Source organism: Sporofaciens sp. JLR.KK001 (assembly GCF_036941055.1).
In the GTDB taxonomy this organism is placed as follows: Bacteria; Bacillota; Clostridia; order Lachnospirales; family Lachnospiraceae; genus Sporofaciens.
In genome coordinates, this window is record NZ_JAYMNO010000003.1 from 221,157 (window position 1) to 247,759 (window position 26,603).

Genomic DNA, 26,603 nt, shown 5'->3' on the forward strand with positions numbered 1-26,603 from the left:
ATACCTTTCGACAGCCAGTTCCTTCCCAAAGACGGCGGCCGGCTGTCCCTTCATCTAATAGCAGGATACTTTCTGGCCGTGCCCGGTATCCTCGGACAACACCTTGAAATCCCTGCATGCTTTCCAGACTGTCCCTTCTGAAAAAATTTCATTGGCCGAAATGGAAGAGAAAAAACTGGCCCTGAGTGCTATCTCAAATGATTTTTCAGGATAGGTTTTAGCTGTATCCAGCCTCTCCCCTTTTTCTTCCTGCGAACCCGCAGGTGCAAAAGGAAATCCATACAGACCAGCAGTATCAATACCCCTGCAAGAACCTCCGCCAGAATAACCCTCCGCCAAAGGCCAAACATCTTCTGCCAGACAAAAAACTCCTGATGAACGGCAAGACTTTGTATCTGCTCTGCCTTATCCTTAAAAAGCCTGCTGAAAAATTCAAAATCCGACCAGTAGGTAGGCAGGTAATCGCTTCCCGGATTCGCCGCATTTACTCCCGCTATCATTATCACAAGCGCTGCCGCCAGACAGCACGGCAGGATACACCGTCTGCCGATCTCCGACGCTTTAGCACCCATCTGTTCCCCCGCTTTTTCATTCTCCATCTCTTTTGGCTTCTTACGGGTTTTCCTCGAAGCCGCAATTCCAATCACAATCAGGGAAACTGCCAGAATCATAAAATACAGCAGACTATCCAGAACATAATACAGCTGGCCGTCTATCTGCTGGCCGTCAGTGCTTCCAAATAGCGCTTCAATGATACTGACCGCCTGATTTACAGACTGGTCCTCCTCTTTTTTGCGTACCGTAATCCCGTCAAATACTTCTCCTTCCTCTGCCGGAATCACACAGATAGGAGCACTCCCTTTCAGCACTCCGGCAATCTGCCAGTTCTTTTCATCCATTCTGACTTCCAACCCCAGCACACTATCCGAGCCAAACAACTGCCGGACCGTATCCTGGTCAAGCAGACAGACATTCTTTTCTCCTTCCTTAAAATACCTTCCGTCAGCCAGCTCCTTCCCAAAGACGGCGGCCGGCTGCCCCTTCATCTGATAGCAGGATACTTTCTGGTCGTGCCCGGTATCCTCGGACAACACCTTGAAATCCCCGCATGCTTTCCAGACTGCCCCTTCTGAAAAAATCTCACTGTTTTCACTTTTTTTCCATTGCTCAAAAGCCGTTTCTGTCACTGCCCCTGCCGGATAAGATAAGGACATCATGTCTGCCTGTTCCTTTAACCGCAAAAGCCCGTTTATGATCCAGATATTTACCATGACAAATACCAGCATCAGCACCAGGATTCTGATTTTCTGCCATCTTATTTTCATTCTCTCACCTATGCCTGTTTCCATACAAAATGCATTGATCCCATTCTTATCACTTTCATAGATAATTATCATCCGCATATCCGTTTTTACTCTTTCAGCCTTACCCGGTCTCCTTCTACCACATACTTTTCAGATGATACAATCACCTGATCCGTGTTCGTAAGCGTGGAAGTGATTGCCGCACTTTTCGCATCTTTCTCTAACACAGTAACCGGAACGCGCTTTGCAGTCTGCAGCGTGCCAAGCATACGGTCTTCCTCGGAAAGAACCAGACAGTACGCTTCATTTGCATCTTCCCGCAGTGCGCTAAGCGGTATAATCTGGTCATACTCTTTTTCTGATGAGGTCTCAATACTCCAGGTAAACTGTTCCCCGCCTCCCACATTTGTATTCTCCGGAAGCGGCGCTCGCCAGAATGTCTGCATAGAAGAAGCGCCTTGGCCTGCCGCATCGTCCCCGCTGCCTCCCTCTGCTATTTCTCCCGTCTCCATTCCTATGGATTCAATCTTTACGGTTTTTTTCTTCCCTGCTGCAAGCTGGACTCCCACTTCGGCGCCGACCTTTAATTTTTCTTTATCTTCTGCCTTGACCATGCCCTTTAGCTGGAAACCGCCGCTCCCAGTCACAAAGATTTCCGAGCCTGTAGTCACCGCGCCGGCCTGCACACCAACCTGCAATACGGTACAATCTAAAACTGCGCAGATCTTACCGTCTGCCGCCTGATAGGACAAAAGCCGTTCCAGCTCCTTTCTGGCCTGTTCAACCTGCACCTGCGCTGCTTCGGCTCCCAAAAGCGCCGCCTGGGCTGCATTTGCTGCATTCGTATTCTGGGCCGCATCCTCCTGTCTTGCCAGTTCATAAGCATTCTGTGCCTGGTTTACGGCCTGCTGGGCTGTCTGTACTTCTGCATTCGCTTCCTGAAGTGCTGCTTCCAGCTCCTGCTTCTTCGCAGCAACGTCGTCCTCTTCCCCATCCGGTACAGGCGAATTAATAAACTGGTTGTAGGCTGCCTCCGCCTCCGCCGCTTTCTGCTGGGCCGTCTGAAGCCCAAGCTGCGCCTCGGAAAGCGTCTGTCCTGCCCCTGTCGTTGCCGGAACCCTCGCCGGTTCCCTGGCAGACACCTGCTGCTGTGATACCTGCAATTCTAACTGGTTCAGTTCAGCCTGTTTCTTATCAATTGACTGCTGCAGATACTCCTTACGGAATTGAACCAGACGCTCCCCCGCTTTTACCGTGCTTCCCGGATCTGCCACCCATTCCACCTGCTGTTCAGGCCATAAAAATAACTGGTCCTGCTGTACCGTCACCACAGTACCGTTCCCATCGTAAGAATAAGACAGCTTTCCCCGTCCCACCTTCTCTACTCCCACCTGAGCTACCAGCATAGAGGCTGCCGCTCTGGAAATAACCCCGCCGGCCGCCATAATGATCAGAAATCCGGCAATAATCCGAATCATCCATTTTTGATTTATCTTTTTTTTCCTGTCCACTTCGTCAATCCTTCCATAATTAGTGTCTTGTCTCGTTGACAGACAAGCGAACCCATACATATCCCTGTAAAAAGTGGTTAAGCCTTCACCCCGGATGCCACAATCCCCTGTTCCAGGCTGTCCTGGCCATAGAAGAACAAAAGCAGCGCCGGAAGCAGTGTTATGATGGATGCCGCAAAAGCTGCCGCAATCTCCGTATTTACCATCTGCGGCAGATAAAGCGACAGGGGCCACAGCGCCTCTGTCTTAAGGTATGTCATTGGCTGTTCGATTGTATTCCAGTATTCCAGAAATCCCAGTATCAGGATAGAGAAAATACCTGGCATCCCCAGCGGTATGCCCATAGATACAAATATCCTTAAGTCCCCGGCGCCGTCAATCTTTGCCGCCTCCAGCAGTTCCTTCGGAATACCTGCAAAGGTCTTCTGCAGGATAAATACCGGCAGTGTGGAGAAAATACCCGGCAGGATCACCGCCGCACGGGTGTCCATTAAGTCCATCGTATTCAGGACCAGATACCCAGATACCATTGTTACCTGAAACGGCAGGATCATCAGAAGCATATAAAGAAACCACAGCACCTTTTTCCCCGGAAAACGGAACTGGGCAAATGCCCATGCCGCAGGCACCGCTGCAAGGAGCTGCCCTGCCAGCACCAGGATGGTCTGTATCATGGAATTCCAGAAAGCGGTAAAATACTCCGGCGAATCCAGCAAAAGGCGGACATACGCGCGCAATGTCGGGTACATGGGGAAAACACGCAGTTTTGCACTTTCCCCATAATCTGCAAGCACCGCGCCGCATGTTTCCAGAAGTTCCTGTCTTCCCATCAGAGAATTTGCAGTAAGCATAAAGAGCGGAAATACCATAACCGCAAGGACAATCAGAAGGAACACCCTAAGAGCCCACTGCACCAGCACTTTATATCCTCCGCTCTTCGATTTTCTTTGTATGATTTTTCCACCATTCTTCCGCACCCAGTATCCCTCCTGTCAGAATGACTAACATCACAGCCGCCGCCGTCATCTTCTGAATATCCAGATTCACAAACCAGTTGTTGAAAAGATGCTGCAGCATATAAATACTCTCATGGGGATAGTCTCCCGCCAGCAGATACGCCTCCCGGAATACCCGGAATGCGTTTACAAACGAAAGGAGCCCCGTTACAAATGTTGTTTCTTTTAACTGCGGCAGGGTAATATACCAGAAACAGGCCCATTCTCCCGCCCCCTGTACCCTTGCCGCCTCATACTGCTCCTCTGGAATCGCGCCAAGCCCCGCGAGCCAGAGTATCATGTCATAGCCAAGATTCTTCCATATATAACAGGCAACCAGTATCCAGAACGCCGAGTCAGACGCAAGCCAGTCACGTCCAGTAATCCCGAATATTCCTACAAGCTGCCCAAGCCATCCCTTTTCATCAAATACCATCTGAAAGAAAACCACTACAGATGCCGCCGGAATCGCCATCGGAAGAAGGAACCCTGTCTTCATCCATCTCTGGAACTTTGTCACATGGCCTACTAAAACCGCTGTGCCAAGCGACAGGACCAGAAGCAGGGGAAGGCAGACCGCCATGAATCTCGCCGTATTCCCTGATGCCAAGCGAAACGCCTCATTCTCCACCACCATCCGGTAGTTTTCCATGCCCACAAATCCGCTGCCTACTGCCTGCTGAAAAGACCTTTTGACAACATCCATAAATGGAATGAGCACGAAGCCCCCCGTCCCCAGGAGGCTTGGGAGCAGGAACAGGTATCCGTTCCTGACATCCCTTCCTTGTCTTTCCGATCTCTTTTTATTCCGCAAGGTACGTATCCACTTTCTGTGCGATGTTTTTTGCTGCCGTTTTTGCATCAACATTTCCTCCCAGACATTCATCTGCCTCTGTCTGATAAATATTCCAGATGACACAGTCCTGTGTAGCCGGCTTCTCTAATGTGCGGCAAATGGCAATCAGGCCATCGACCTCCTCTTCTGTCGGGTAGCTTACATCCAGCACAATCTCTTCCTCACCTTCAAACTTCCAGCTTGACATGGTCACAAGCCCTGTTGCATATTCACTTGCCAGCTCCTCCTTGAGGATTCCCATTCCGGATTCCAATACCGACAATCCGTCTCCTACTGGCTTGCCCTGTACTTCCGGCGAAAACAGATACTTCACAAATTCCTCTGCGATGTCCTTCTGCTTTGTGTCTTTATTAATTCCTATGATACCTTTCGGTATATAAAGCCCATCCAGTGTATCCGGTGAAAGACTCATCTGACGCATAAGCGTATACGGGGTCATCATATCCGTCACGCTTGCAATCTTACTGGTGGCGACGCTGTCCGGATGGTTGATAATGGCTGCGCTTCCTCCGTTGCTGAACATATCCTGCTGGAAAATCTTTGCCGCCGTTCCCATATCCATCTGGGCCGACCCGTCCTCGTCGAATATCTCCGCCCGCGCATTTGCCGCAATCTTAACTTCTATCTCCAGCAGATCTGCCAGCTTCTCCTGGTCAACCTTGCCGTCCTTATTAATAACCTCATCCTGATACATCTGAAATAAGAAATCACGGATATAATCCCTCTGCGCAATTCCAAATATGCTTGCCTGGGGATGCTCTTCCAAGTAGGATTTCAGGCTGTCAAGGGATGACAGCGCTGCCTTTGTATTTTCATCTCCGTATATAACCGGCATGCTGAATTTCACCGGCATTCCGTATATCTTTCCGTCCTTCTGCGCTGTGCTTTTCAATATGGATTCCAGGTACGTCTCCTGCGCTGTCAGCTCATCTGCCAGGTCTGTCAGGTCAGCCAGGATTCCTTTCTCAATATACGACTCTGCCGAGAGGCCGTCTAACAGAAGTACATCCGCCCCGTTTCCTCCAAGCAGCTCTGTGTTCAGGGTACGGATATCGTCCATGGTAATCCCTTCCTCTTTCCCCGAAGTCAGGAATTCTACTTTAACATCCGGATGTGCCTTCTGGAATCCGAGAAGCGCATCCTCTACCGTCGCATTTTCCGAAAGGCCGAATACCCTCAGCGTATTCTCGGGAACCGCCATTGCCTCGGCGTCATACACATAATGCATAAGGCTCCACGTTGACGCTTTTGGCTGGCTGTAGAGGACATAGAAATCATCCTCCTGCCCTTTTATGAATCCCGCTATACGGTTCAAAGAAGATCCCATTGACGCCATCGTGCCATCCAAGATTACTTCTCCAACCTCATTGCCCAATACCATCCGCATGATACCTTCTCCGGAAATGATGTACCAGTTTTCTTCATTACCGCACATCATGATCCCTTCCTGCTGGTCAATCTTCATCGTGCCCTTCTCTGCTGCCCCGGAATCATAGACCGTAACCACGCCATCCTCCGTATTTGCTGCCATATCCCCGTTTTCCGCCGCAAAAAGCATCCTCTGCTCACTGGAACTGCCTTCTACACTGTTAAGCTCCTGCATGACCTCCATCGAAGATGCGTCGATCACTACCACTTTTGACTGGTACATGTCACTCAGCCAGTAGTTCCCTGCCCCGTCAACCTGAAGATTGGTCACCGCAGGGTATCCGTTATCGCCCTGCTGGCTAAGATAAGGAATGGACTGCTCAGCACCTGTCTGTCCGTCCTCACTTTTTGCAATATGCGTAAGCATCTCTTCGTCCGTACTTCTTGCAATCTGTGCCCCCTCTTTTGTTTCCTGTATCTCCTGCAGGCGGAGGTTCTGCCCTCCGTAAAGCTGGCCAATCCAGTCCAGCGGGGTCTGTTCCCAGTTCCCTTCCTTATATTCATAACGGAATACCTTCGTATCTTCTGCCTCTGAAAATAGAACCGGGTTTCCATCCTTTGACTTTGCCATGTTCAGGATCTTCTCCCCCTCCTGTATCGGCAGTTCCATATCATTCTCCACATAACGGCCCTTCACAGAAGTATTCTCTTTATTCTGTTCTTCCGTTTTTCCCTTGCCGCAGCCGGATAATAAACCTGCTGCCAATACGGCAGATAACAAAAATGCCGCCGTACGCTTTACGTATCTTCCATGCCTTCCCATTTTCATTCACATAATCTCCCTTCATACATACATAATGCGCAGTTTATGAACAGCTGCACGCCAGCTTGCTGAAAGCAGGCAGGTCATAAATGCTATCTACCACTATACACATTTTTCCTCAAAAAGACTTCCAAGAACAAAACTACTTTTCCGCCCTTTGTTAAGGTTTTTTTGAGGTTTCCATCATCTCACAGCATTTTACATTCACCACCGCCCCTGACTCTGGTTCCTCCACATCTGCCTCGATTTCTCCCCTGTAACCAAGAGGATGCTAAAAAGGGCCCTGCCGGAAAATGATTTGTTTCCCGGCGAGCCCTTTTTATTACCATCTCATATTATGTACATCCAGTCCATCCTGCCAATATAAAACAGCTCATCTGCTCAATTACCAAAATCCATAATCATTACGGAAGAAGCATGTATGGTATCGCCATCCCTCGTACCTGATACTTCTGTCTGCCTACCGCTTGCCAAATCACTGCTGCTGCCCGGTGTATCTGTATGCGTTGCCCCCATATCCGTAGATGAGCGCACCGTGAAGGTGGTCTGTTCTGTAAATACAATCTCCAACTGTTTCGCTTCCTCCGGGTCAAGCACCGCAACCTGCCCCGCATCTCCCTGGTCGTCTGTCTGAATCTCCTTTCCCGTAAAAGAGCCTTCTAAAACTTCTCCTATTTCTACTGACAGTCCGTTTATCGGTGTGCCTGTGCTTTCCGTCTCCCCGGCTATCTCTGGATTGTCGCTGTCCGGCGTCTGCCCTGCCTGTGTATCTTCCGTCTTCTTTTCCGGTTTTGAAGCTCCCTGTGTATCTGTATCCTTCGTACTGTCTTCTTTTCCGCTTCCGCATGCTACAAGCAACAACGCCAAAAAGGCTGCAACTGCCATGACGCATAATCTTCGGTTTCTGTTCTTTCCTTCATTTGCCATCTCTAAAATCCTGCCTTTCTAAAATATTTGTCATATATATCCTACCAATCCATTCTCTAAAAAAACTCTAAAGCTGCTAAAATTTTTGTGAAATTAAAATCCAATCTTTTATCCTCGCCCCATCCCCTCCCACCAAACATGAAAAGATTTATAAAATACAAAAACGGCCCTTCATTTTGCAAAAGAGAACGAGGTTATTGTCCGCAGTCTGCCCTGATGATAGAATCGCATTGTGATTTATATGATTCAACGTAAGGAGTATGAAAGATGCGTATTTTAATTGTAGAAGACGACAGAGAATTATGCAGCGCCTTAAAATTACAGCTTTCTGCCAAAAAACATACTGTTGACTGCTGCCACGCCGGAAGTGAGGCGATCTATCTTGCCATGTCCGGCGCTTACGACCTAATTCTTTTGGACCGCATGCTGCCGGAGCTCGACGGACTGGCCATCCTGAAAGCCATCCGCCAGAATCACATCAGCATACCCATCATCCTGACAACTGCACTGAGTTCTGTAGACGACCGGATTGCCGGCCTGGACTGCGGGGCAGACGACTATCTGGTAAAACCCTACGCCATAGAGGAGCTCCTTGCGCGTATCCGCGCCCTCTCCAGAAGGCCCCTTGCATTTTCAGACCAGACCTGTCTATCCTTTCTGGATATCCAGTTCGATATGGAGGCCAGGATTCTGACCTGCAACGAAAAAGAGCAACGCCTTTCCAAACAAAAGGCTCTCCTCATGGAATTCTTCTTACGCAATCCGGGAAAGACCCTGACAAGGGAACAGATCTTCCTGCGTGTCTGGGGTTCGGAAAGCGCCGTAGAAGACGGCAATCTTGATACATATATTTATTTCCTCAGAAAACACCTGCGCTCTTTAGGGAGCTGCGCAAATATTGCCACAGTACATGGCATGGGATACCGATTGGAGGACGGCAATGTTTCCTAAACTACAGAGAAAATTAGTTTTTCTTTATACCTTAAGTACCGGGCTGATCATAACTTTTATCCTGTCCATAACATTTCTTTTCTACTTTACCTCACAGGAAAACCGCCAGGAATCACTGTTCCAAAAACATCTTTTTACTCTGATGTTCCAGCTTCAGGGTAATTCCCACTTTACGGATCTGTTTCTGGCACAGATGGAGGAGAAAAACCAGCTCATCATTCATATAGAAGAAAACAACTCGCCCCTTTTCTTTCCTGGTTCATACAGACCGGATACGAGACGGGAGATTCTTCTTTCATATGCAGAAAAAGCCGCGGACAAGGAAGGCATTTTCACAGATTCCTACCCTATCTCCTCAAACATGTTGCAGACCTCCATATTTCAAATCCATGGAGACAGCCGGGATGTCTATCTTGGGAATATCCTTGTCCTCCAGACCCCTGCCGGATATAAGAAGCTCACCCTGCTGCAGGACATCTCTGACAGCAGGAAGAAATCCCTGAAAACCGGATGTTTCTATTTATTTATCGACCTGTTTGGAATCCTGCTCCTCTTTCTGAGCGGCCGCTGGTTCGTCCGCCGTTCCCTGCGCCCTCTGGAAGAAACATACCAAAAGCAGCAGGATTTTGTAGCCGCAGCCTCCCATGAGCTTCGTTCTCCGATTGCAGTCATCCAAATGACCGCAGATGCAGTCTCTTCCCATTCAGCAGAGGATACCCGTCTGCTTTCTGTTATTAAAAACGAATGCCGCAGGGGAAGCGCCCTGATTAAAAATCTTCTGCTCCTTGCTTCTGCCGAACAGAGGGAATGGGCTGTAAGAAAACGGAAATTTGAAATAGACGATCTCCTCCTAAGCCTTTTGGAGCTTTACGAACCGCTCTGCCTGTCCAAAAACGGAACCCTGCAGTTACGCCTGCCGGAGGAGCCGCTTCCGCCAGTATCAGCAGACCCCGAACTATGCCGACAGATTTTGACCATCCTGCTCGATAACGCCATCGCATATTCTCTGACGCGGCCTTCAAGAAAAATCCTTCTTAGGGCTGAACACTGCCATCCCCATACACTGGTTTTCGTCGTGGACCATGGCCCCGGAATCCCTGACGAGGAAAAAGAATTTATCTTCGACCGCTTTTATAAAAGTGATAAATCCCGAAATAAAAAAGACCATTTCGGACTTGGCCTGTCCATTGCCATTACCCTTGCAAAAATCCAGGGATTAAAGCTTGGCGTGCAGGATACAGACGGTGGCGGAAGTACTTTCTATTTGCAGATATAATCAAAAATGACAGGAGGATCAAACACATGCCATACTACAAAAAACCTACATTCTGGATAATAACCGCAGCCGCCATAATATGCCTTACCGTATTTATACTCTTTTCCAGAAACTTAAAGGAAGACAGCAGTAATCCTGCAGCTTCAGCGGATGACAAAAAGCATTCGGCTTCTTTTTCGGCTGCCATTATAGAAGCCGACGAGCATTCCTTACTGGTCGAACCTGTAGAGGGCTCTGCTGAATTATCATCCTCTGACCGCATTTCAATTCCTATAGAATATATGCCAAAATCCCCCACTCCAAAGGTTGGGGATATCATCAGCATCCAGTATAACGGTGAAATTATGGAATCCTATCCCGCACAACTAGGGGAAATATATGACATCCGGTTTATAGAGACAGACAGCGGCAAGCTCCATTATCACAACAATTAGCGCCCTATTTGCTCATGTTCCAGGCCATCTCCCAGAAAGCCAGCTCGTAGCGGGAACAGGCCACAAAAATATCTTCCAGATGCCGCACTTGCTGTTCGGTATAGTGCAGGGTCAGCCGGTCTGTCATTTCCAGCAGCAGGACGTTCGCTTCGCCGTAATGGGGATCAGCGTAGCCTCTGACCCAATCGCCGTAGAATGGATGATCCTGTGCCAACGGATTGTTCTCTACAATCTTTTTGGCAATCACCTCATAGCTGTAGGCACAGGACAGGATAGCGGCCAGAATCTCCGCCTCCCCCTCTTCATAAGCCACCCGGAGCATATAGGACGTATAGGAAAGATTGTCCAGCGACCGGGGCGTTGCCTCCAGTTCCTCCCGTGAAACTGAGAACTTACCCATATAGCCCCGATGGATATCCATCTCTCCCTCGGTCAGCAGGGTCACATACCTGGAGAAAAGCTGAATGGTTTCGGGGCTTTTTGCCTTGGCAATGCCCAGGGCGAACACCTTGGCATACTCCTCCAGATAAAGGTAATCCTGAATGATGTAATACTTAAACTTCGCCTGCTCCAAAGTACCGTCCTGGATACCCTTCACAAAGGGATTCTCATTGTAAGCCGCCCAAATGTCTTTTGTTGCGGATAAAAGCCGTTCTGTTGTCTTTATGGTTGTTTTCATGACTCTGCCTCCTTTGCGTATTCACCGGTCAGATTGAAATTGTGCTGCATGGGTCCTCGGCCCTTCCCCAGGTTCAGCATGGCATTAAGCGCGCCGGAGATGTATTCTTTGGACCGCCGGATGGATGTGGGCAGGTCAAATCCCTTGGCCAGATTTGCCGCTATGGCGCTGGACAACGTACAGCCGGTTCCATGGGTATTGGAATTATCAATGTGAGTTCCGTAGAACCATGTCCCCGCGCCATCCGCATAGAGGTAGTCATTGGCGTCGTTGATGTTGTGCCCGCCCTTGAGCAGGACCGCGCATCCATAGGCGCCGCTGATCTGTCTGGCCGCGGCTTCAATATCCTCCTGGCTTTGAATGGCCATGCCAGACAGGATCTCTGCCTCCGGGATATTGGGCGTAGCCACAGCCGCCAGGGGGAGCAGGCAGGTTTTCAGTGTATCCACCGCCACTTCGGAAATCAGCCGGTCGCCGCTGGTAGCCACCATTACCGGGTCCACCACAACGTTCCCCGCCTGATAGAAGCGCAGCCGCTTGGCAATCTTCTCAATCAGTCCGCAGGAGGCCACCATACCGATCTTCACCGCATCGGGCGGGATGTCCTCAAATACCGCGTCAATCTGCTGTCCGAGAAAATCGGGCGTCATCTCTACAATTTCTCTTACACCGGTGGTATTCTGCGCTACCAGCGCCGTAATGGCGCTCATGGCGAAAACACCGTTCATGGTCATCGTTTTCAGATCGGCCTGAATCCCGGCGCCTCCGCTAGGGTCTGTCCCAGCGATTGATAATACTGTTCTCATTGCTATCTCTCCTTTGCATTATTTTTATTAAGCGACGGAAAGTGGTGCCCCCGATCCGCCGCTTGAAGCTTTCGGATGTCAGGAAGTAAATTCCTTAAACCGGAAGGAGCTTCTGAAGTTTATCCAGCTGCGCCAAGTCTTTCAGGTATACATCGGACAGAACGCGGATTTCTTCCTGATTCTTTTCATGGCTGTCACAGACCGCCGCCACAGGGAACCCGGCTTCTTTCGCCGCTTTGATGGCATAGAGCGCGTCATCAAACACAACCGTCTCTGACTTTTCTGTTCCCAGGAAGCGAAGCGCCGCCTCAAAGATATCCGGCTCATCCTTGCCGTGTCCCACTTCATTGCAGGTGAAAATCTCGCCAAAATAAGACAGCGCTTTGCACCGCTTCAGAGCGGCCTCCACCAGATACCGGTCAGTGGCAGTGGCGATACACAGCTTGACGCCGCTTGCCCTAAACCGCTTAAGCAGCTCCTCCACCCCCGGTTTCAGCGGAACCTCAAAACAGTAATACCGCTCCAACATGGCGTTGACCCCATCCATGATCTCATCAATACCAAGCTTCACGCCATACTCGGTCTGATAGTAGCGGGCCGCCTGGCGCAGGCTCATATTCTTAAACACCTCGTTCAGATTCTCTTTCGGCTCATATCCGATAGAGCGCAGATAAGTCTCTCCGATGGTGTCCCAGATAAACATGGAGTCCAACAGCGTGCCGTCCGCATCAAAAATCGCGCCGCGAATCCTCATGCCCTCACCATCCCCTCTGCCAACAGGCGAAGCTTTCGGCAGGTATCCTCAATATCCTCCGCCGAAAAAATGGCTGATACCAGGGCCACACCGTCCACACCGCTGCCGGACAGCTTAAGAAGGTTGCCCCGGTTAATGCCTCCGATGGCCACAACGGGCACGTCAACCGCATCGCAGATGGCGCGTAAGGTCTCATTCGTCATCTGATCCACATCTGTCTTCGTGCTTGTGGGGAACACCGCCCCCAGACCCAGATAGTCCGCACCGTTCCGAACAGCCCGTCGTGCTTCTTCCACCGTATGGACAGAGACACCCAGGAGCATAGCGTCCCCCACCCGGCGGCGAACCTCGCCCGCCGCCATGTCCTCCTGGCCCACATGGATACCGTCCGCCTGGCAGGCGATGGCGACGTCCACATTGTCATTCACAATGAACGGCACGCCATACCGGTGGCACAGGGCACAGATATCTTTGGCCTCCTGAAGAAACGCCGTCTCATCCATCTCTTTCTCCCGCAGCTGCACACAAGTCACACCGCCCTTCAATGCCGCCTCCACCTGCTCATAGAGCGTCTGTTCCCCTGACCAGGCCCGGTCAGTAACGGCATAGAGCAGCATATAGCGTTTATCGCACTTCATAATTTGCTCCTTTCTCCAACCTTGCAGGAGTCAGGCGGTACATGGCGTCGATGATATAGTTCCGATAGGAAGCGTTGCCGTCCAGTTCGGTCATACGCCTGTGGGCAATCTCCCCGCACAGACCCATGGCGCACACGGCTGCGGCTGCCGCCTCAAGGGGATGCTCCGGGTTGGCGGTGACAAAGGCCGCCGTCAGGATGGAAAGCTGGCAGCCGGTCCCGGTAATAGAAGACATCTCCGGATGGCCGTTGCGGATACAGAATGCCCGCTCTTTGTCCGCCACGATATCAATGGCTCCGGTGACAGCAATAACCGCCCCGGTGCGCCGGGCCAGTTCCCTGGCAAAGGATACCGCCCCGTCCAGATTGTCTTCTGTCACCCTGTCCGCCACGTCGGCATCCACCCCTTTGGTGGTGCCGCTGCCGTAAGCCAGCGTCTTCATCTCCGAGATGTTGCCCCGGATTACCGTAAGCTTTAGCTCCTCAAGCAGCCGAAGTGCCGTATCCGTCCGCAGCGCGGAGGCCCCAGCTCCCACCGGATCCAGCACCACAGGATGCCTCAGCTCGTTGGCACGCTTCCCGGCAGCAAGCATAACCGGGATGGTGCGCTGATTCAGTGTGCCGATGTTGATAGCCAGCCCTTTGCAGATGCCGGTGATTTCCACGGCATCCTCCGGGTCATCTGCCATAATGGGTGAGCCGCCGCAGGCCAGCAGCATATTGGCACAGTCGTTGACGGTGACATAGTTGGTGATACAATGAACCAGGGGTGACTTCCCCCGTACATTTTCAAAAATCTGTTCAAACATAGTATGATACTCCTTTGTAAAATGAGAAAAAACATCCCTGCATGGCGGCGCTTTCCCGGTTGATGGCAGGCCGATATCGTCTGCCAAGTACAACTTTGCATTAATCTTGAAGTAATAGTGCTCGATATTCGTGTCATCTGTGCGTCTCTTAACCGACGGCGTAGCGGGCTACGTCTAGGTTAAGAGACGTGCAGATGGCGCGGATAGCGAGTGCTTATTACTCAAGAATTAATGCAAAGCTGTACTAGCTGCAAAAACTCAACAAAAAACAGGAGACATCTGCATAGCATGCCCCCTGAAAAAGTACCGATCTCCACGACTTCCTCCGGCGGCATTATCCGCATCAGGTTCAAGGGTCGAAGGTCTACCTTCCTCTCAGCCTGTCACACAAGCTCCCCTGTTTATTTTGTTATAGGAATTATATCATTCCATTTATTGCTTTGCAAGTGACTGTCTTAAGAAAAATGAATTTTATGTGAAGCCTATCTGCCTATCTTAAGCGACAGCTTCATGAAATAGACAAGCCCTCCTTTTCTCTATAATCTCACAATGCAATATAAAACTTTCCTGTCTGGTAAGTAGGTAAGTCCCTTACGGGGCTTACCCCTCTCAGAACCGGACGTGCAGCTTTCCCGCATCCGGCTCCCTGCAAAGCTAATACATCTACAACTATCCGTATATACTTACATAGATACGTGGTCGGACGAGTGGGAATTGTCTCATCAATTCCTTATATCCTTCCTTTGTATAGCTTCTTCTCTGGCTTCTTCTATTCAGCCAGTAGAATAACCTGAACCATACTACATTATAGAATGAGTTCAGGCTTCTTGAATTGTCAGTAATTCCGTAGTAATGATAGTAACCAGTTAAGATTTCATTCAGCTTCTTTACTATCTGGTTTATACGTAGAAATCTCATATCTCTTATCGTAGCATTTATTTCCTTGCTTTTCTTTGCTAGTTTTTTCTTACTGGTCTTCCTCTTCACTCTGAACTTTCCCGTTCTTCCATGCGAACAGTAATGCGTGAATCCGAGGAATGTAAAGGTCTCCGGTTTCCCGTCTCCACGTTCTTTCCGGTTCCTTTCTGCAAATCGGCCGAATTCTATCAGCCTCGTCTTTTTCTCCTCCATTTCCAGTCCAAAGTGCATCATTCTGCGCTTTAAATATTCATAGAACATCTCTGCGTCTGTTTTGTATTGAAAGCAGACTACAAAATCATCCGCATATACCACCAGCCCTGCGTACCCTTTCATGATCGGCTGCATTTTCTCCTTGAACCACCACACCAGTACATAATGCATATATATGTTTGCGATTACTGGTGAGCAGACCGAACCCTGTCCGGCTCCTTCCTCTGTCTCTTCATATCTGTAATCTTCCATGATTCCGGCTTTTAACATCCGGCGTACCAGCCTGATGATATTTGGGTCTTTTATTCTTGATTCTATGAACTTTATTATCCATTCATGGTCCAAGTGGTCGAAAAATCCTTTTACATCCGCATCCAGTACCCAGTTTGTCTTTTCTTTTTCCAGCATTCCGTTCAGCTTTCTTAATGCCTTATGACAACTTCTCCCTGGTCGGAATCCCATCATTTCATCATAGAAATGCGGTTCGAACACTGCTTCCAGTACTCGTCTCAATGCTTCCTGCACCAGTTTGTCTTCATAGCAATAGATACTGAGCGGCCGTGTCTTTCCGTTTTCTTTCGGTATCTCCACTCTTTTTGCTGGCTTGGGCTTGTACGCTTTCTTCTTAAGCTTTTCCTCTAATTCTTCCAGATTTTCCTCCAGCCTTGCCCCGTATTCCTCTTTGGTTATCCCATCGGTTCCTACTGCTTTCTTTCCATCCATTTCCTTGTGGCACTCTTTTAATAATTCCTTATTTATCAAATGCCCTATGGACGTAAATACCATGTCTGGATGTTCGCCTGATAGTTGTGATATTCTCGCCAATTTCGTTTCCATAGCTCCTCCTGTCTCTGCGTACAGTCTATGTTTCCTCTTTGATATGACTTTGCATGGCTAGCCTGCGAGGACAGGCATTTCTCGACTTCCACTGTATGTTTTACCGTGTACTATTCGGCCATCCGACTTCTGCTGGCCATTTGCGGTTCTCCCTTCGACAGTTGTTCCGCATACCTGATGTACGCAACTCATCTGGAACCAGACAGACCTCCTCCAGTTGACTTGAAATCCTTGATTGCATGACCAACCTCAAAACTCCGGGGAAGCAACTGTATTCTCGCTCTTAGTGACTACAGTTGTGTTGCTTTCAGTGTATAGGAGCACCTCTGCCTTCCCACTTTCATTTTCATATCGAAGCTATGTGCAGTTATGCCCTGCAATCTCGCTGTCTACGCTTAGCAGACAGCATCTCTGCTGTCCACCCAAGACTCGCTTGGTGCGGTATAGCTTGTACCTTACACCGTAGGACTTTCACCCACCGAATTCCAAGCCCTTAGCTGGGCGCACCCTATAAAACAAAAAAACTTCACCAAAAAGCAAAGTTATTTCTGTTCCAAACTACATCCAGCATAAGCTGTCTGCCAAAATTAAAATATTGCATCTATCTAAAGTATAACATGCAAAGCCTCTGATCCGTATGGATTCCTCATACCATACCGGACTATTCTGTACCACTTTGACTCCATAAAGAAAAGGTTGGATACATTTTGCATAAATATATATTTTCTTCTCTTAAATTCTCTTTTCATCACCCGTTTATTTCCTGCTTATAAAATATTCTGCAGCTTATTCTATACATTGTGTAAATCCAGATCGCCGCAATCAAGGGAGACGCACATAAAATTGTAAAAATAAGCTGATCCGTGATTTTCACACCGAGCATCATTAATATTTCATACACCATAAAACATATTCCCAAAGGAACAGCAAATGAAATCAGTAAAAGCATACGCCCCTTTTCCGCACCATACTTAAAGACCAATGGAATAGACATACTTCCGAAAATAACCGAGACGATGAGTCCGACAAATCCAATAAAAAGCATTGTTACTATCCCTTCCATACTTAATGCCATCTTATGCATAGCCACTCCCCCTGCCACACCAAAAACGGTTCCTACGCAAATACCGGCAATACAGAAAATAATAAGAACAATAAATTTGGCCTTAACTATATCTTTTTTACATATTGGCATGACCAAAGCATATTTAAACCATTTACAATGATCATCAAACGTAAACGTTGTTACAATCATCATGCTGCATAACACTCCCGATGAAATAATATAGCTTTCCACCCCCGAAGCCATAATCAAACCAATAGCAAACACCAGTAAGATTAACAGCATCGACTTTGCATTATGACCAATATTATATAAATCTTTTATAATGAGACTCTTCATTTGGCTGCTCCCCCTTTACATACATCAAAAGCATATCTTCTATCGATATTGTATCTACCATAGCATTTTTATATTTTCTTTTTGCCTTTTCCTTATCCCCAACAAGTATGTTCCATCTGGTCCCATCCTTCCGGCACGCTAAGATATCTGCTTTATCAACTTTCTCAAACAAGCCTGACTCACATCGAATTACCCCGTAACCATTGTACAGGTCACTTTTCCTCTTAGAGAAGATAACCCTCCCACGATGAATGAATGTAATATAATCTGCCACTTTTTCCAGATCTGTAGTAATATGCGACGACATCAAGATGGAACGCCCCTCTTCTTTGACAAATCCTGCAAATATCTCAAGAATATCATCCCGCATAACCGGGTCAAGTCCGCTCGTTGCCTCATCCAGAATTAACAACTTCGGCCGATGCGACAATGCAGCAGCAATACTCAATTTCATTTTCATCCCTTTGGACAAGGTTTTAATTTCTTTTATCTGTGGAATACTGAAACGCTCCAGGAGATTCTGATATGTAGGGTTATCCCATTGCTTATATGCTGCAGCACAAATTTTTCCAACTTTTTCTGGTGTCAGTGTCTCGTAAAAATTAATCCCATCAAATACAACGCCTATATTTTCTTTGATCTGTATTGTCGAATCAAGTTCCTTCCCCCAGAATCTTACTGTTCCCTTATCTTTTTTTATAAGACCCAGAATGGCGTTGATTGTTGTGCTTTTTCCGGCTCCGTTTTCTCCTATTAATCCCATAATGGAACCTTTAGGAATTGAAAAGGAAACCTGATCCAGTTTAAAATCCCCATATTTCTTTGTCAAATCCTTAATCTGCAATATTTCATCCATGATCTGTCCTCCGTATCCAGAAACGACTGGACTTTTCCTTATCTTTCATATAATGATAGGAATCCATATCTGGCTTACATAATCCTTATCCTTTGGATTCCCTTCACCATACCATTCCACCGCCGGACATTCCCCATATTGGAATGAATGTCTGGGCAGCCATTCCCCTTTTAAATATTTCCATCCATTTTGTATTGCATGCGGTACCTCACCCCTGCACTCTATAATCGCCCAAGTATGTCCTGATAATTTATATTCAGAAACATTCCGTAATTCATGCCTTATGGATGGACGGACTTCACCCAGCGAAATGCCTCCTTTGAAATCACTTTCCAGCTGCTGTGACAATACAATCATAACTGAATGCTGCCATTCATTTTTATTATCAGAGACCCCTGCCGGCCAGATCTCTTCTTTTGTCTGAATATTCCAGGAATACTGCTGTTTTCGTATCTTCTCCATTTGGGGATAAATCTGCAACCTTGTTTCATGCTTCCTTGCCTCTCTCGGTGAAACGCCATGAAACCTGCGGAACGCCTTAGTAAAAGAGGTAGGTGATTCATATCCGTATCTATTGCTTACTTCTGCAATCCTAATGCAGCTGCCTTTTAAATCATATCCGGCAAATGTAAGCTTACGCAGCCGGATATATTCGGACAGGCTGATTCCGTTTATATAAGAGAATACCTTTTGGAAAAAAGCATAAGAACAACCGGCAATCTCTTCAATTTCCTTTTCATCTATAGCCCGCTCTCCATAATCCAGGCTACTCTCAATACAACTGATTATTCTCTGTAACTTTTCATCCCACTCCATATCATCTCTCTTTCTTTGCCTTACATCTCCCTTTGCTATGCCTGTGCCTTGCCGGCACTGGTTTTAAGCCCCAGAAACGCAATATAAGTTTATCAACCCTACCTTTCTCCTGCAACAAGGTTGTCCATTTTTGCAGAATGAGGTGCCATATTTGCAGTTAAAGGATCTCCTGCTATCAGGCATTCTATTTTTCTACTTTTAATCCTGTGTTGACAATAACAGTACTGCTGTAAATACATCTTTTTCTACTTTACAAGAGAGATAACCCCCATACTTTTCCGCCATCTTATTTACGCTGCCAATCCCCAGGCCATGCAGACCTTTTTCTTTTTTGGTTGACAGGAGCGTATCCCCCTGCACGGCAATCTCCCCTGAATATCCATTTATAATCCTGAATACACAAAACCCTTCGACATCCTGCATAAAAATACGTACCTTCACATATTTCTGTCCCCGACATTCTCCGGCGGCACGCAGCGCATTGTCTAGCAGATTTCCCAGTATTGCGACCAGATCAATATCGGAAACCATCTCTAATCTTACTCCCGGCTCCACATAAGCATCAAATTCAACCTGGTTCTTTTCCGCCCGTTCTTTTTTCTCGGATAATATCATGTTCAGTACATGATGGCTGCAGAATATTTCCGTCCCACTGTCCTCTATATGCCCGTTCATCTCCTCCACTGCCTTCATAATACTTTTACAGTCGCCCTGCCTTGCAAAATTATGAATCATAGACAGGTAATGGTTCATATTATGAACGAACTCATTATGGCTTCCCTGCACTTCGTCCATCTGCGTATAATATTTTAAATCTGCCTGCTGTTTTGTAATGAGAATCTGATTTTCCGCATTTTGGTACATTTCTTCCGAATATCTGTTAAATGCATAGAACACAAGGATATTCCCGGTCAGCAGAAGGCTGAAGCAAACGGTGATCAGTACCTTTACATAGACATTCGTACCAAAATCAAAACCCGAATAGAAAATTCCTGCCATGATACCAAAACCGGCCACCGGCAGGCACAGATATTCCAAAAAGATATGATTATCCATCTTCCTCTTTGATGTCCCGATAAACTGTTCTACCAGTACAAACATAATATAGGTTAAAAGTTTCAGGGACAGGATCTCCAGATGAACCCCTGACATCAGCATATTCTTCTCATTCGTCTGGTTGAAGATAATTGCAAACAGACACTCACTCGCGAATATAATGGAATATGCGACTACGTGGCACAAAACCCTGCTCCCCGTCTTTCCTTCAAATAAAACCATCACAAAGACAAAGCTTATGACTATGAACATGACAAGGTTCAGTTCTCGTTTCCCCACCAGATTCACCGCATACAGGCTGAACACCGCCCCTGCATTCGTAAGATAAAGCCTCTTAGGTTCCAGCGCCCAGGACTTCTTTTCAAAAAAACATTCAAAAAAGGTATAGACAAGATATATCTCCACGATACAGTACACCAGTAATATATATTTATCAATAAAGTTCATACTATTCATAGCATCACTCCATATATTTGCGGCTGACCCATTCTGCAAAATAACTCCGGAATTCCTTTAGCCTGGAGCGGGAAATCGTCAGAATCGTGCCATCCTTTAATTTCATCTCCCCGTCCGAGCACATCTTGACCACATACCTCAGATTGACAATATAACTGTTATGTGCGTATGCAAACCCAAAGGGGTGCAGAATCTCATACAGTTCCCCAAGCTTCTGCCTTGTGGTCAGCTTATGTTCAAAAGAATACTCTATCTGTTCCCTGCCCACATGAATCCTACTCCCATGTTTTGTATTCTCAATATATAATATATCATCCGGAACGAGGGCTACGCTGTTATGGTAATAATTCCCAACAATACAGGGAACATTCTGATTCTCCTTAATCTGCCTGACCACTGCACACATCTCTGAAATCATCCGTTCCTCAGAATAACTTTTAAGCAGATAACGAAACGGTGTCGCTTTAAACGACTCATCCGTGGGCATGTGTACACCTGAGCAGAATACAAGGATACTCCTGGGAAAGACCTCCCGAAACCTTGCCGCCGTTTCATGTCCGTCAAGCCCCTCCATCTGCATGTCCAGAATCAGCAGATCGCACCTCTTTCTGTTCCGGATTCCCTGCACAAGCTCTTCACCTGAATAATACTCGCTAAACAGAATCTCTCCCTTATCCATTCCGCTTTTTGCCATAACTCCTTTTATATAATCAACAAACGCTCGATCATCATCACAAATTATAATATTATACATAATTCCCCTATAATTCCTTACTGAACATCAGAGGGCTGTTCCCTTATCTATATACTTTCACTTCCAAGCTTCTCCAATAATTCCATATATTTATTCTGGTAGGAATCTACCTTCTCCTGCATTTTTTCTTTTAATTTTTCGATTTCCTGCGAATGCTGCTGTTTTAACTTAAGCTGTTCCCTTTCACCCGACAGGGCTGACTCTGCCAGTCTGCTTTCCATCTCGGCGACTGCCTTTTTGTGCGCTTCTTCCTGCTCCATGAGCGCACGCTTCTTCTCCAACTCTGCTTCCTTCTGCAGCCGTTCCAGATTTTCAATGCGTTTCTGAAGCTCTGTATTGGAGTCTGCAAGCTCCTCTTTCTCTGCCAGAATACTTTCTGTCTTCTGAACGGCCGATTCCATACTGGCAATTTTATTGCGCAAATCACTGCATGACTCGCTCAAATTCCGGTTTAAGGCATCTTTATCAGCCAGTTTGCTACGAAAATCTTCCTGCTGTTCCATAATCTTTGCATCCTGTGCATGGATTTTTTCAACGAGCTCCTCATTTTCTTTTTGCAGCGCAGAGATCCTCTTATAATTTTCATCCTTTAATTCTGCCATCGTCCGGTTCTTTATCTGCAGGTCTGAAATCGTCTCGTCTTTTGACCGGAGCAAAAGCTCATACTCCGCCCGGACAGTTTCTTTCATATTATGCTTTCCTTCCACCGCATCCATATACATCCGGTTTAAGATACTGCCATAATTCTCAAATTGCTCCAGATTCTCCCTGTCATCTACCAGTACCACCTTTGCCTTCTGGAGTGAATATGCCTCTATCATCCGGGCAAACGCCGCCTGCTGCCCTTCCCCGATCTCCTCTGTAATCTGCCGTATCCGCTCGGCGGTCTCTTCATCGATCCGATACGATTTGGGTTTTGTCTCAGCCATGTTACTTTCCTCCGTTATTTTCTCTTTCATCTGATTGTAACACGTGAATTCTATTAATACAACCTTGATAATAAGCTATTATAAATAAATGTAATACACTACATTGTAATACAATGTATTACAAATTATTTCTTTATAAAACTTGCCTGCCTCAACTTTTACTGTTATACTTAAGATACTTTTTCAGTTTATTTCCTTTCGGAAACATTCGTTTAGCAATTCCTGGAGACAGGTCTTTTGATTCTACACGAAACCATTATCAAACGAAAGGAGAAAACATGCAGATAAAGACATATTTTGAAAAAAGCCTGTGCGAAAGCGCCGAGCTTTTTTCTTTGCAAAAGTGATTATTCTAATGCTTGAGAGCCACTGTTTTAAAGTTTCGGAGCCACCGATTTTGTATATTTTAATGCTTGAGAGCCACCACAATATGTAGTAACACCACGGGCATAGTAAGGTTATCCTTAACCGCTTGATTACCCTACACCAGAATTGCTTTAGAACTGCAAGGGCTGCAATGCAGTGCATTTACCCTTGCAGTTCTAAAGCAATTCTGGAACAATATAATAAGCGGTATAAAATAGCACATACTATATCTAGTATTCTTAGATGACCCTCAAACATTAAATTACAAGTGGCTCCGAAGCTTTAAATTGGTGGCTCTCAAGCATTAGAATATTCACTTGCCACCTACCGGGCGGCCCGGGCCGCTATGAATGAATTGTTAGGCGGTGAAAAGCTCCCCAAAATGGACGCGCTGAAAAAACAGCGGCGGGAGCTGGCGGATAAGAAAAAGGCCCTCTATGCCGAGTATCGGCAAGCCCAGCGGGATATGCGGGAGGCCGTGGCGGTCAAGGCCAACATCGACCATCTGCTCGGCCTTACGAACGGGCGCACCGATAAGGAACAGACGCGATAGCGGCGGTGACGCAGCCAACCTCTTTGGGACATTTTGTCCCAAAGAGCCGGGTTTGGGGAGGCTCCCCAACAAGCATTTTTGCGGGCCTGCGGCCCAGCAAAAATTTCGGGTGTGGCCACACCCGAATTGCTTGCCGTTTCATGCGCTCCCCCATACATGGCGCGAAAAACGGAGGCCGCGCTTTTCCTTACGCTCCCTCCGTTTCTCTGGCTTTTCTGATACCCTCTGCGGCTCCCTCTATGATGATAAGCTCCTTTTCGTCCATTCCGTTCAACATCCGGTCAATGTGTTTCCGGCGCTCACTCTCGCCGCCCAGCTTGTCCGGGTAGAAAAATTCATCCACGGAAATATCAAAAAGGGTAACGAGCTTGTAAAAGGCGTTGAGGCTGGTGTGCTGGCCCCGGTTCTCAATATACATGATGGAGCGAGGGGTGAGGTCTACAAGCTGGGCCAGGTGCTCCTGCGTCCAGCCTTTGGCTTTTCGTCTGCGCTTGATTTCTTGGCCCAGGGCATGACAGTCCAGGCGTTTTTCATATTGGTACATTCTTACATCACCCCTATATTATTTTACATTTCGGGGTGGAATATGAGAACGAAATACAATTTTACTTTTTAGTAGTATTTAACTTCGTCATCCTTGATGAATGGTCTTAAAAGAGGTAGAATAAGCACCAGAGCGAAAAGACCGCAAGAATAATGAAAAGTATTTTTTTCATTCTGCTATAATGAAAGCTGAAAGGGGGGGAAACCATGAACGGCCATAAGGTTGAGAATATAGCGACAGTAATTTCCTACATTGAAGCGCATCTCAATGAAAAATTGGATTTAGACACTGTTGCAAATGCGGTTTGCTATTCCAAGTATCACTTGCACCGAATGTTTACAGATACGGTTGGTATCACACTCCACGACTATATACAACGCCGCCAACTGACTGAGGCGGCAAAACTGTTGGTATTTTCAGAAAAGCCGATTATTGAAATTGCGCTGATTGCTGGCTATGAAAGCCAACAGGCTTTTTCGTCTATCTTCAAGACGATGTATAAGCAAACGCCGCTGGAATATCGGCAAAACGAGGTCTTTTATCCTCTACAACTGGAGTTTACATTGAACAAAAATCCAACTGCGCCTGATACGATGATGCAGGAAATTTCTTATGCTACGCTGGCGGATATTCCCGACTGGATGAATTTTATCACCCTTGTCATTGACGGTTTTCCCTGCCTGGATGAAAACTCACATCTGGAACAGGTCAAGCAATATGTTCAGCGGCGACAGGCTTTGATTATGCGGGATGGCTCCACGATCATTGGGGCCGCCGCGTTTTCCTATCAGACCGGGAGCATCGACTTTCTGGCGGTACATCCGCAGTACCGGCATTATGGAGTGGCAAAGGCTTTTCTTGATTTTATGATGTGCAATTTATTTGTGGGCCGTGAAATCAGCATTACAACATTCCGCGAGGGGGACAAGGCCGATACAGGCCAGCGAGAGGAATATAAGCGGCTGGGCTTTGCCGAGTCGGAGCTTCTCACGGAGTTTGGCTACCCCACCCAGCGGCTCATTCTACCACCAAAACAGGAGAAAGGCGACAATGGATGATAACATTTTAGACCAAAAATGGAGCGCAGGGTCACTCCTGCGCTTCGCATTTCCAACCATCGTTATGATGATTTTTATGGGACTATACACCATCGTGGACACCATCTTCGTGGCGCAGTTTGTGAATACGGATGCGCTTTCCTCTATCAATATCGTTTGCCCCATTATCAATATCACGGTGGGGCTGGGGACAATGATTGCAACAGGGGGAAACGCGATTGTCTCCCGAAAAATGGGGGCGGGTGAAAATCAGGAGGCAAAGGAAGATTTCACTTTGCTCATACTCACAGGAGCAGTGATAGGATTTCTTATTCTTTTAGGCGGTACAATTTGGATTGACAAAATTGTTTATGCTCTTGGGGCCAGTGACCTGCTGTTTCCCTATTGCAAGGACTATCTCATGGTGCTGTTTCTGTTCATTCCGGCCAATATACTGCAAACACTGTTTTCAAATCTGTTTGTGACGGCAGGAAAACCGGGCCTCGGTTTTGGGCTATCTGTTCTGGCTGGCGTGGCGAATATCATTTTGGATTACATTTTCATTGTCCCCTGCGGCCTGGGCATCCGGGGCGCTGCTTTGGGGACAGGCTTCGGCTATCTGATCCCCACGGTTGCCGGGCTGGTCTATTTTGCGCGGAGCAAAGGAACGCTGTCTTTCACAAGGCCAAAATTGAAATGGGCCGTGATTGGGGAGAGCTGTTTCAATGGCTCCTCCGAAATGGTGAGCCAACTGGCAACAGCCGTCACGACATTCCTGTTCAATCGCACCATGATGAACCTGCTGGGAGAAAATGGCGTCGCGGCAATTACCATTATTATCTACTCTCAATTCCTGCTGAACACACTGTATATCGGCTACTCTATGGGAATAGCACCCATTATCGGGTTTAACTACGGAAATAGAAATGATGTCCAACAGAAACGCGTTTTCTCCATCAGTATGCGGTTTATCGGGTTGGCATCGGTGCTGATATTTTCGATTTCAATGTTCGGCGGCACCTACATTGTGCGGCTATTTGCGGATAATACATCGGAAGTCTACCAAATTGCGGCGAATGGCTTTACGATTTTTTCATACAGCTTTCTGTTCTGCGGCTTGAACAATTTTACCACCGCGATGTTCACAGCCTTATCAAACGGAAAAGTATCGGCGGTTCTTTCCTTTTTGCGGACGTTCGGATTGCTGGCCAGAGGCATCCTGTTACTGCCGCATATTTGGGGAATAACGGGAGTATGGCTGGCTGTTCCAGTCGCAGAGGGGATTATGTTCGTTGTATCTACAATCTGCCTGATACATTACAAGAAAAAATATTCTTATTAAAAGACAGTATCTGCCCCGAACGGGGAAAGAAAAAAACCGTTCGGGTAGGCAGATGATTTCTTGCGCGTATTTGCAAAACATTTTGCTTGCGGCGGTTTTGAAATAACAAATTTCAAGCCGCCGTTTTCTTTTGAAAAATAGAATACGGAGGGTGTATTAAAGTCACCCATTTTTAAGGACACGGCGGTATCCAGGAGGTATCGTTGTGTCCTTTTTTATCTGCACTCAACTTAATTTGTTAAAAAAAGTTTAGCCCCTCCACCGGGTTACTCTGGCCATCAACACGAAATTTGTAAGTACATAAAGAACTGCGTCATTTCATGCGCCCGCACAGTACAACGCTGTGCGGGCGTTGTCGTTTCTTGTCGGCTCCACTTTGGGACAAACAGTCCCA

At 47.2% G+C, this 26,603-nt stretch carries 24 protein-coding genes, 1 pseudogene and 1 riboswitch; of the genes and pseudogenes, 6 read left to right on the top strand and 19 right to left on the bottom strand.

Annotation, left to right across the window (positions count from 1 at the left end; translation table 11 throughout):
• Positions 1–188 precede the first annotated feature (188 nt).
• From VSQ62_RS31330 to VSQ62_RS31355, 6 genes are all read right to left on the bottom strand, one after another.
• Complete coding sequence (locus VSQ62_RS31330; RefSeq protein ID WP_334638689.1) at positions 189–1,403, bottom strand: ABC transporter permease; 1,215 nt, start codon at positions 1,401–1,403, stop codon at positions 189–191.
• An 8-nt stretch (positions 1,404–1,411) separates the two neighbouring features.
• On the bottom strand, positions 1,412–2,815 hold the full coding sequence (locus VSQ62_RS31335) for an efflux RND transporter periplasmic adaptor subunit (RefSeq protein ID WP_016220687.1): 1,404 nt from the start codon (positions 2,813–2,815) through the stop codon (positions 1,412–1,414).
• Positions 2,816–2,892: 77 nt separating this feature from the next.
• On the bottom strand, positions 2,893–3,684 hold the full coding sequence (locus VSQ62_RS31340) for a carbohydrate ABC transporter permease (RefSeq protein ID WP_081643959.1): 792 nt from the start codon (positions 3,682–3,684) through the stop codon (positions 2,893–2,895).
• A gap of 52 nt (positions 3,685–3,736) precedes the next feature.
• Positions 3,737–4,672 (bottom strand): carbohydrate ABC transporter permease, encoded by a 936-nt coding sequence (locus tag VSQ62_RS31345; RefSeq protein WP_286082698.1) that lies wholly within the window; start codon positions 4,670–4,672, stop codon positions 3,737–3,739.
• A complete protein-coding gene (locus VSQ62_RS31350) occupies positions 4,614–6,863 on the bottom strand; it encodes an ABC transporter substrate-binding protein (protein WP_286082699.1) in 2,250 nt (749 codons plus the stop codon). Before VSQ62_RS31350 ends, VSQ62_RS31345 begins: the two co-directional genes overlap by 59 nt.
• A gap of 375 nt (positions 6,864–7,238) precedes the next feature.
• Positions 7,239–7,784 carry a hypothetical protein gene (locus tag VSQ62_RS31355; protein WP_300825761.1) on the bottom strand — a complete coding sequence of 182 codons (546 nt, stop codon included), beginning with the start codon at positions 7,782–7,784 and terminating at the stop codon, positions 7,239–7,241.
• A 267-nt stretch (positions 7,785–8,051) separates the two neighbouring features.
• Between VSQ62_RS31355 and VSQ62_RS31360 the strand changes: the two genes are divergently transcribed.
• Genes VSQ62_RS31360 through VSQ62_RS31370 form a run of 3 tightly spaced genes read left to right on the top strand, consistent with a single transcriptional unit; the run spans position 8,052 to position 10,445 of the window.
• Entirely contained in the window at positions 8,052–8,735 is a 684-nt protein-coding gene (locus VSQ62_RS31360; protein WP_016220692.1) for a response regulator transcription factor, read from the top strand.
• Entirely contained in the window at positions 8,725–10,011 is a 1,287-nt protein-coding gene (locus VSQ62_RS31365; RefSeq protein WP_159757860.1) for a sensor histidine kinase, read from the top strand. The genes VSQ62_RS31360 and VSQ62_RS31365 overlap by 11 nt, the downstream gene beginning before the upstream one ends.
• A 26-nt stretch (positions 10,012–10,037) precedes the next feature.
• Positions 10,038–10,445, top strand: coding sequence for a hypothetical protein (locus VSQ62_RS31370; protein ID WP_334638691.1), 408 nt, complete (start codon positions 10,038–10,040; stop codon positions 10,443–10,445).
• Between the two features lie 4 nt (positions 10,446–10,449).
• On the opposite strand, the gene tenA is transcribed toward VSQ62_RS31370, so the two are convergent.
• The 12 genes from tenA to VSQ62_RS31430 form a co-directional block, all read right to left on the bottom strand.
• On the bottom strand, positions 10,450–11,124 hold the full coding sequence (gene tenA / locus VSQ62_RS31375) for a thiaminase II (RefSeq protein ID WP_334638692.1): 675 nt from the start codon (positions 11,122–11,124) through the stop codon (positions 10,450–10,452).
• Complete coding sequence (gene thiD / locus VSQ62_RS31380) at positions 11,121–11,930, bottom strand: bifunctional hydroxymethylpyrimidine kinase/phosphomethylpyrimidine kinase (protein WP_300915554.1); 810 nt, start codon at positions 11,928–11,930, stop codon at positions 11,121–11,123. Before thiD ends, tenA begins: the two co-directional genes overlap by 4 nt.
• A gap of 94 nt (positions 11,931–12,024) precedes the next feature.
• Positions 12,025–12,684 (bottom strand): HAD family hydrolase, encoded by a 660-nt coding sequence (locus tag VSQ62_RS31385; RefSeq protein WP_334638693.1) that lies wholly within the window; start codon positions 12,682–12,684, stop codon positions 12,025–12,027.
• Positions 12,681–13,322: a thiamine phosphate synthase gene (gene thiE, locus VSQ62_RS31390; RefSeq protein WP_334638694.1), complete on the bottom strand. Its 642-nt coding sequence runs from the start codon at positions 13,320–13,322 to the stop codon at positions 12,681–12,683. The genes VSQ62_RS31385 and thiE overlap by 4 nt, the downstream gene beginning before the upstream one ends.
• Positions 13,309–14,130 carry a hydroxyethylthiazole kinase gene (gene thiM / locus VSQ62_RS31395; RefSeq protein WP_159757872.1) on the bottom strand — a complete coding sequence of 274 codons (822 nt, stop codon included), beginning with the start codon at positions 14,128–14,130 and terminating at the stop codon, positions 13,309–13,311. Before thiM ends, thiE begins: the two co-directional genes overlap by 14 nt.
• Before the next feature lie 303 nt (positions 14,131–14,433).
• Positions 14,434–14,539, bottom strand: a riboswitch (TPP riboswitch).
• Positions 14,540–14,799: 260 nt separating this feature from the next.
• Positions 14,800–16,098 (bottom strand): group II intron reverse transcriptase/maturase, encoded by a 1,299-nt coding sequence (ltrA, locus tag VSQ62_RS31400; protein ID WP_004070134.1) that lies wholly within the window; start codon positions 16,096–16,098, stop codon positions 14,800–14,802.
• A gap of 748 nt (positions 16,099–16,846) precedes the next feature.
• A complete protein-coding gene (locus VSQ62_RS31405; protein WP_334638695.1) occupies positions 16,847–17,500 on the bottom strand; it encodes an ABC-2 transporter permease in 654 nt (217 codons plus the stop codon).
• Complete coding sequence (locus VSQ62_RS31410) at positions 17,469–18,356, bottom strand: ABC transporter ATP-binding protein (RefSeq protein ID WP_334638696.1); 888 nt, start codon at positions 18,354–18,356, stop codon at positions 17,469–17,471. Before VSQ62_RS31410 ends, VSQ62_RS31405 begins: the two co-directional genes overlap by 32 nt.
• A 45-nt stretch (positions 18,357–18,401) precedes the next feature.
• Positions 18,402–19,172 (bottom strand): AraC family transcriptional regulator, encoded by a 771-nt coding sequence (locus tag VSQ62_RS31415; RefSeq protein WP_016220702.1) that lies wholly within the window; start codon positions 19,170–19,172, stop codon positions 18,402–18,404.
• A gap of 198 nt (positions 19,173–19,370) precedes the next feature.
• Entirely contained in the window at positions 19,371–20,684 is a 1,314-nt protein-coding gene (locus VSQ62_RS31420; protein ID WP_334638697.1) for a sensor histidine kinase, read from the bottom strand.
• 4 nt (positions 20,685–20,688) lie between these two features.
• Positions 20,689–21,438 (bottom strand): LytR/AlgR family response regulator transcription factor, encoded by a 750-nt coding sequence (locus VSQ62_RS31425; RefSeq protein WP_016220704.1) that lies wholly within the window; start codon positions 21,436–21,438, stop codon positions 20,689–20,691.
• A gap of 47 nt (positions 21,439–21,485) precedes the next feature.
• The gene (locus tag VSQ62_RS31430; RefSeq protein WP_334638698.1) at positions 21,486–22,367 is read right to left on the bottom strand and encodes a coiled-coil domain-containing protein; all 882 of its coding nucleotides are present in this window, start codon (positions 22,365–22,367) and stop codon (positions 21,486–21,488) included.
• A 673-nt stretch (positions 22,368–23,040) separates the two neighbouring features.
• Here VSQ62_RS31430 and VSQ62_RS31435 point away from each other — a divergent pair.
• A pseudogene (locus VSQ62_RS31435) lies at positions 23,041–23,286 on the top strand (relaxase/mobilization nuclease domain-containing protein); the annotation flags it as partial.
• A 187-nt stretch (positions 23,287–23,473) separates the two neighbouring features.
• Here VSQ62_RS31435 and VSQ62_RS31440 read toward each other — a convergent pair.
• Positions 23,474–23,830 (bottom strand): helix-turn-helix domain-containing protein, encoded by a 357-nt coding sequence (locus tag VSQ62_RS31440; protein WP_066535542.1) that lies wholly within the window; start codon positions 23,828–23,830, stop codon positions 23,474–23,476.
• Between the two features lie 206 nt (positions 23,831–24,036).
• On the opposite strand from VSQ62_RS31440, the gene VSQ62_RS31445 reads away from it, so the two are divergent.
• Together VSQ62_RS31445 and VSQ62_RS31450 are read left to right on the top strand one after the other, a co-directional pair.
• The gene (locus tag VSQ62_RS31445; protein ID WP_334638699.1) at positions 24,037–24,888 is read left to right on the top strand and encodes a GNAT family N-acetyltransferase; all 852 of its coding nucleotides are present in this window, start codon (positions 24,037–24,039) and stop codon (positions 24,886–24,888) included.
• The gene (locus VSQ62_RS31450; protein WP_334638700.1) at positions 24,881–26,209 is read left to right on the top strand and encodes an MATE family efflux transporter; all 1,329 of its coding nucleotides are present in this window, start codon (positions 24,881–24,883) and stop codon (positions 26,207–26,209) included. Before VSQ62_RS31445 ends, VSQ62_RS31450 begins: the two co-directional genes overlap by 8 nt.
• Positions 26,210–26,603 lie beyond the last annotated feature (394 nt).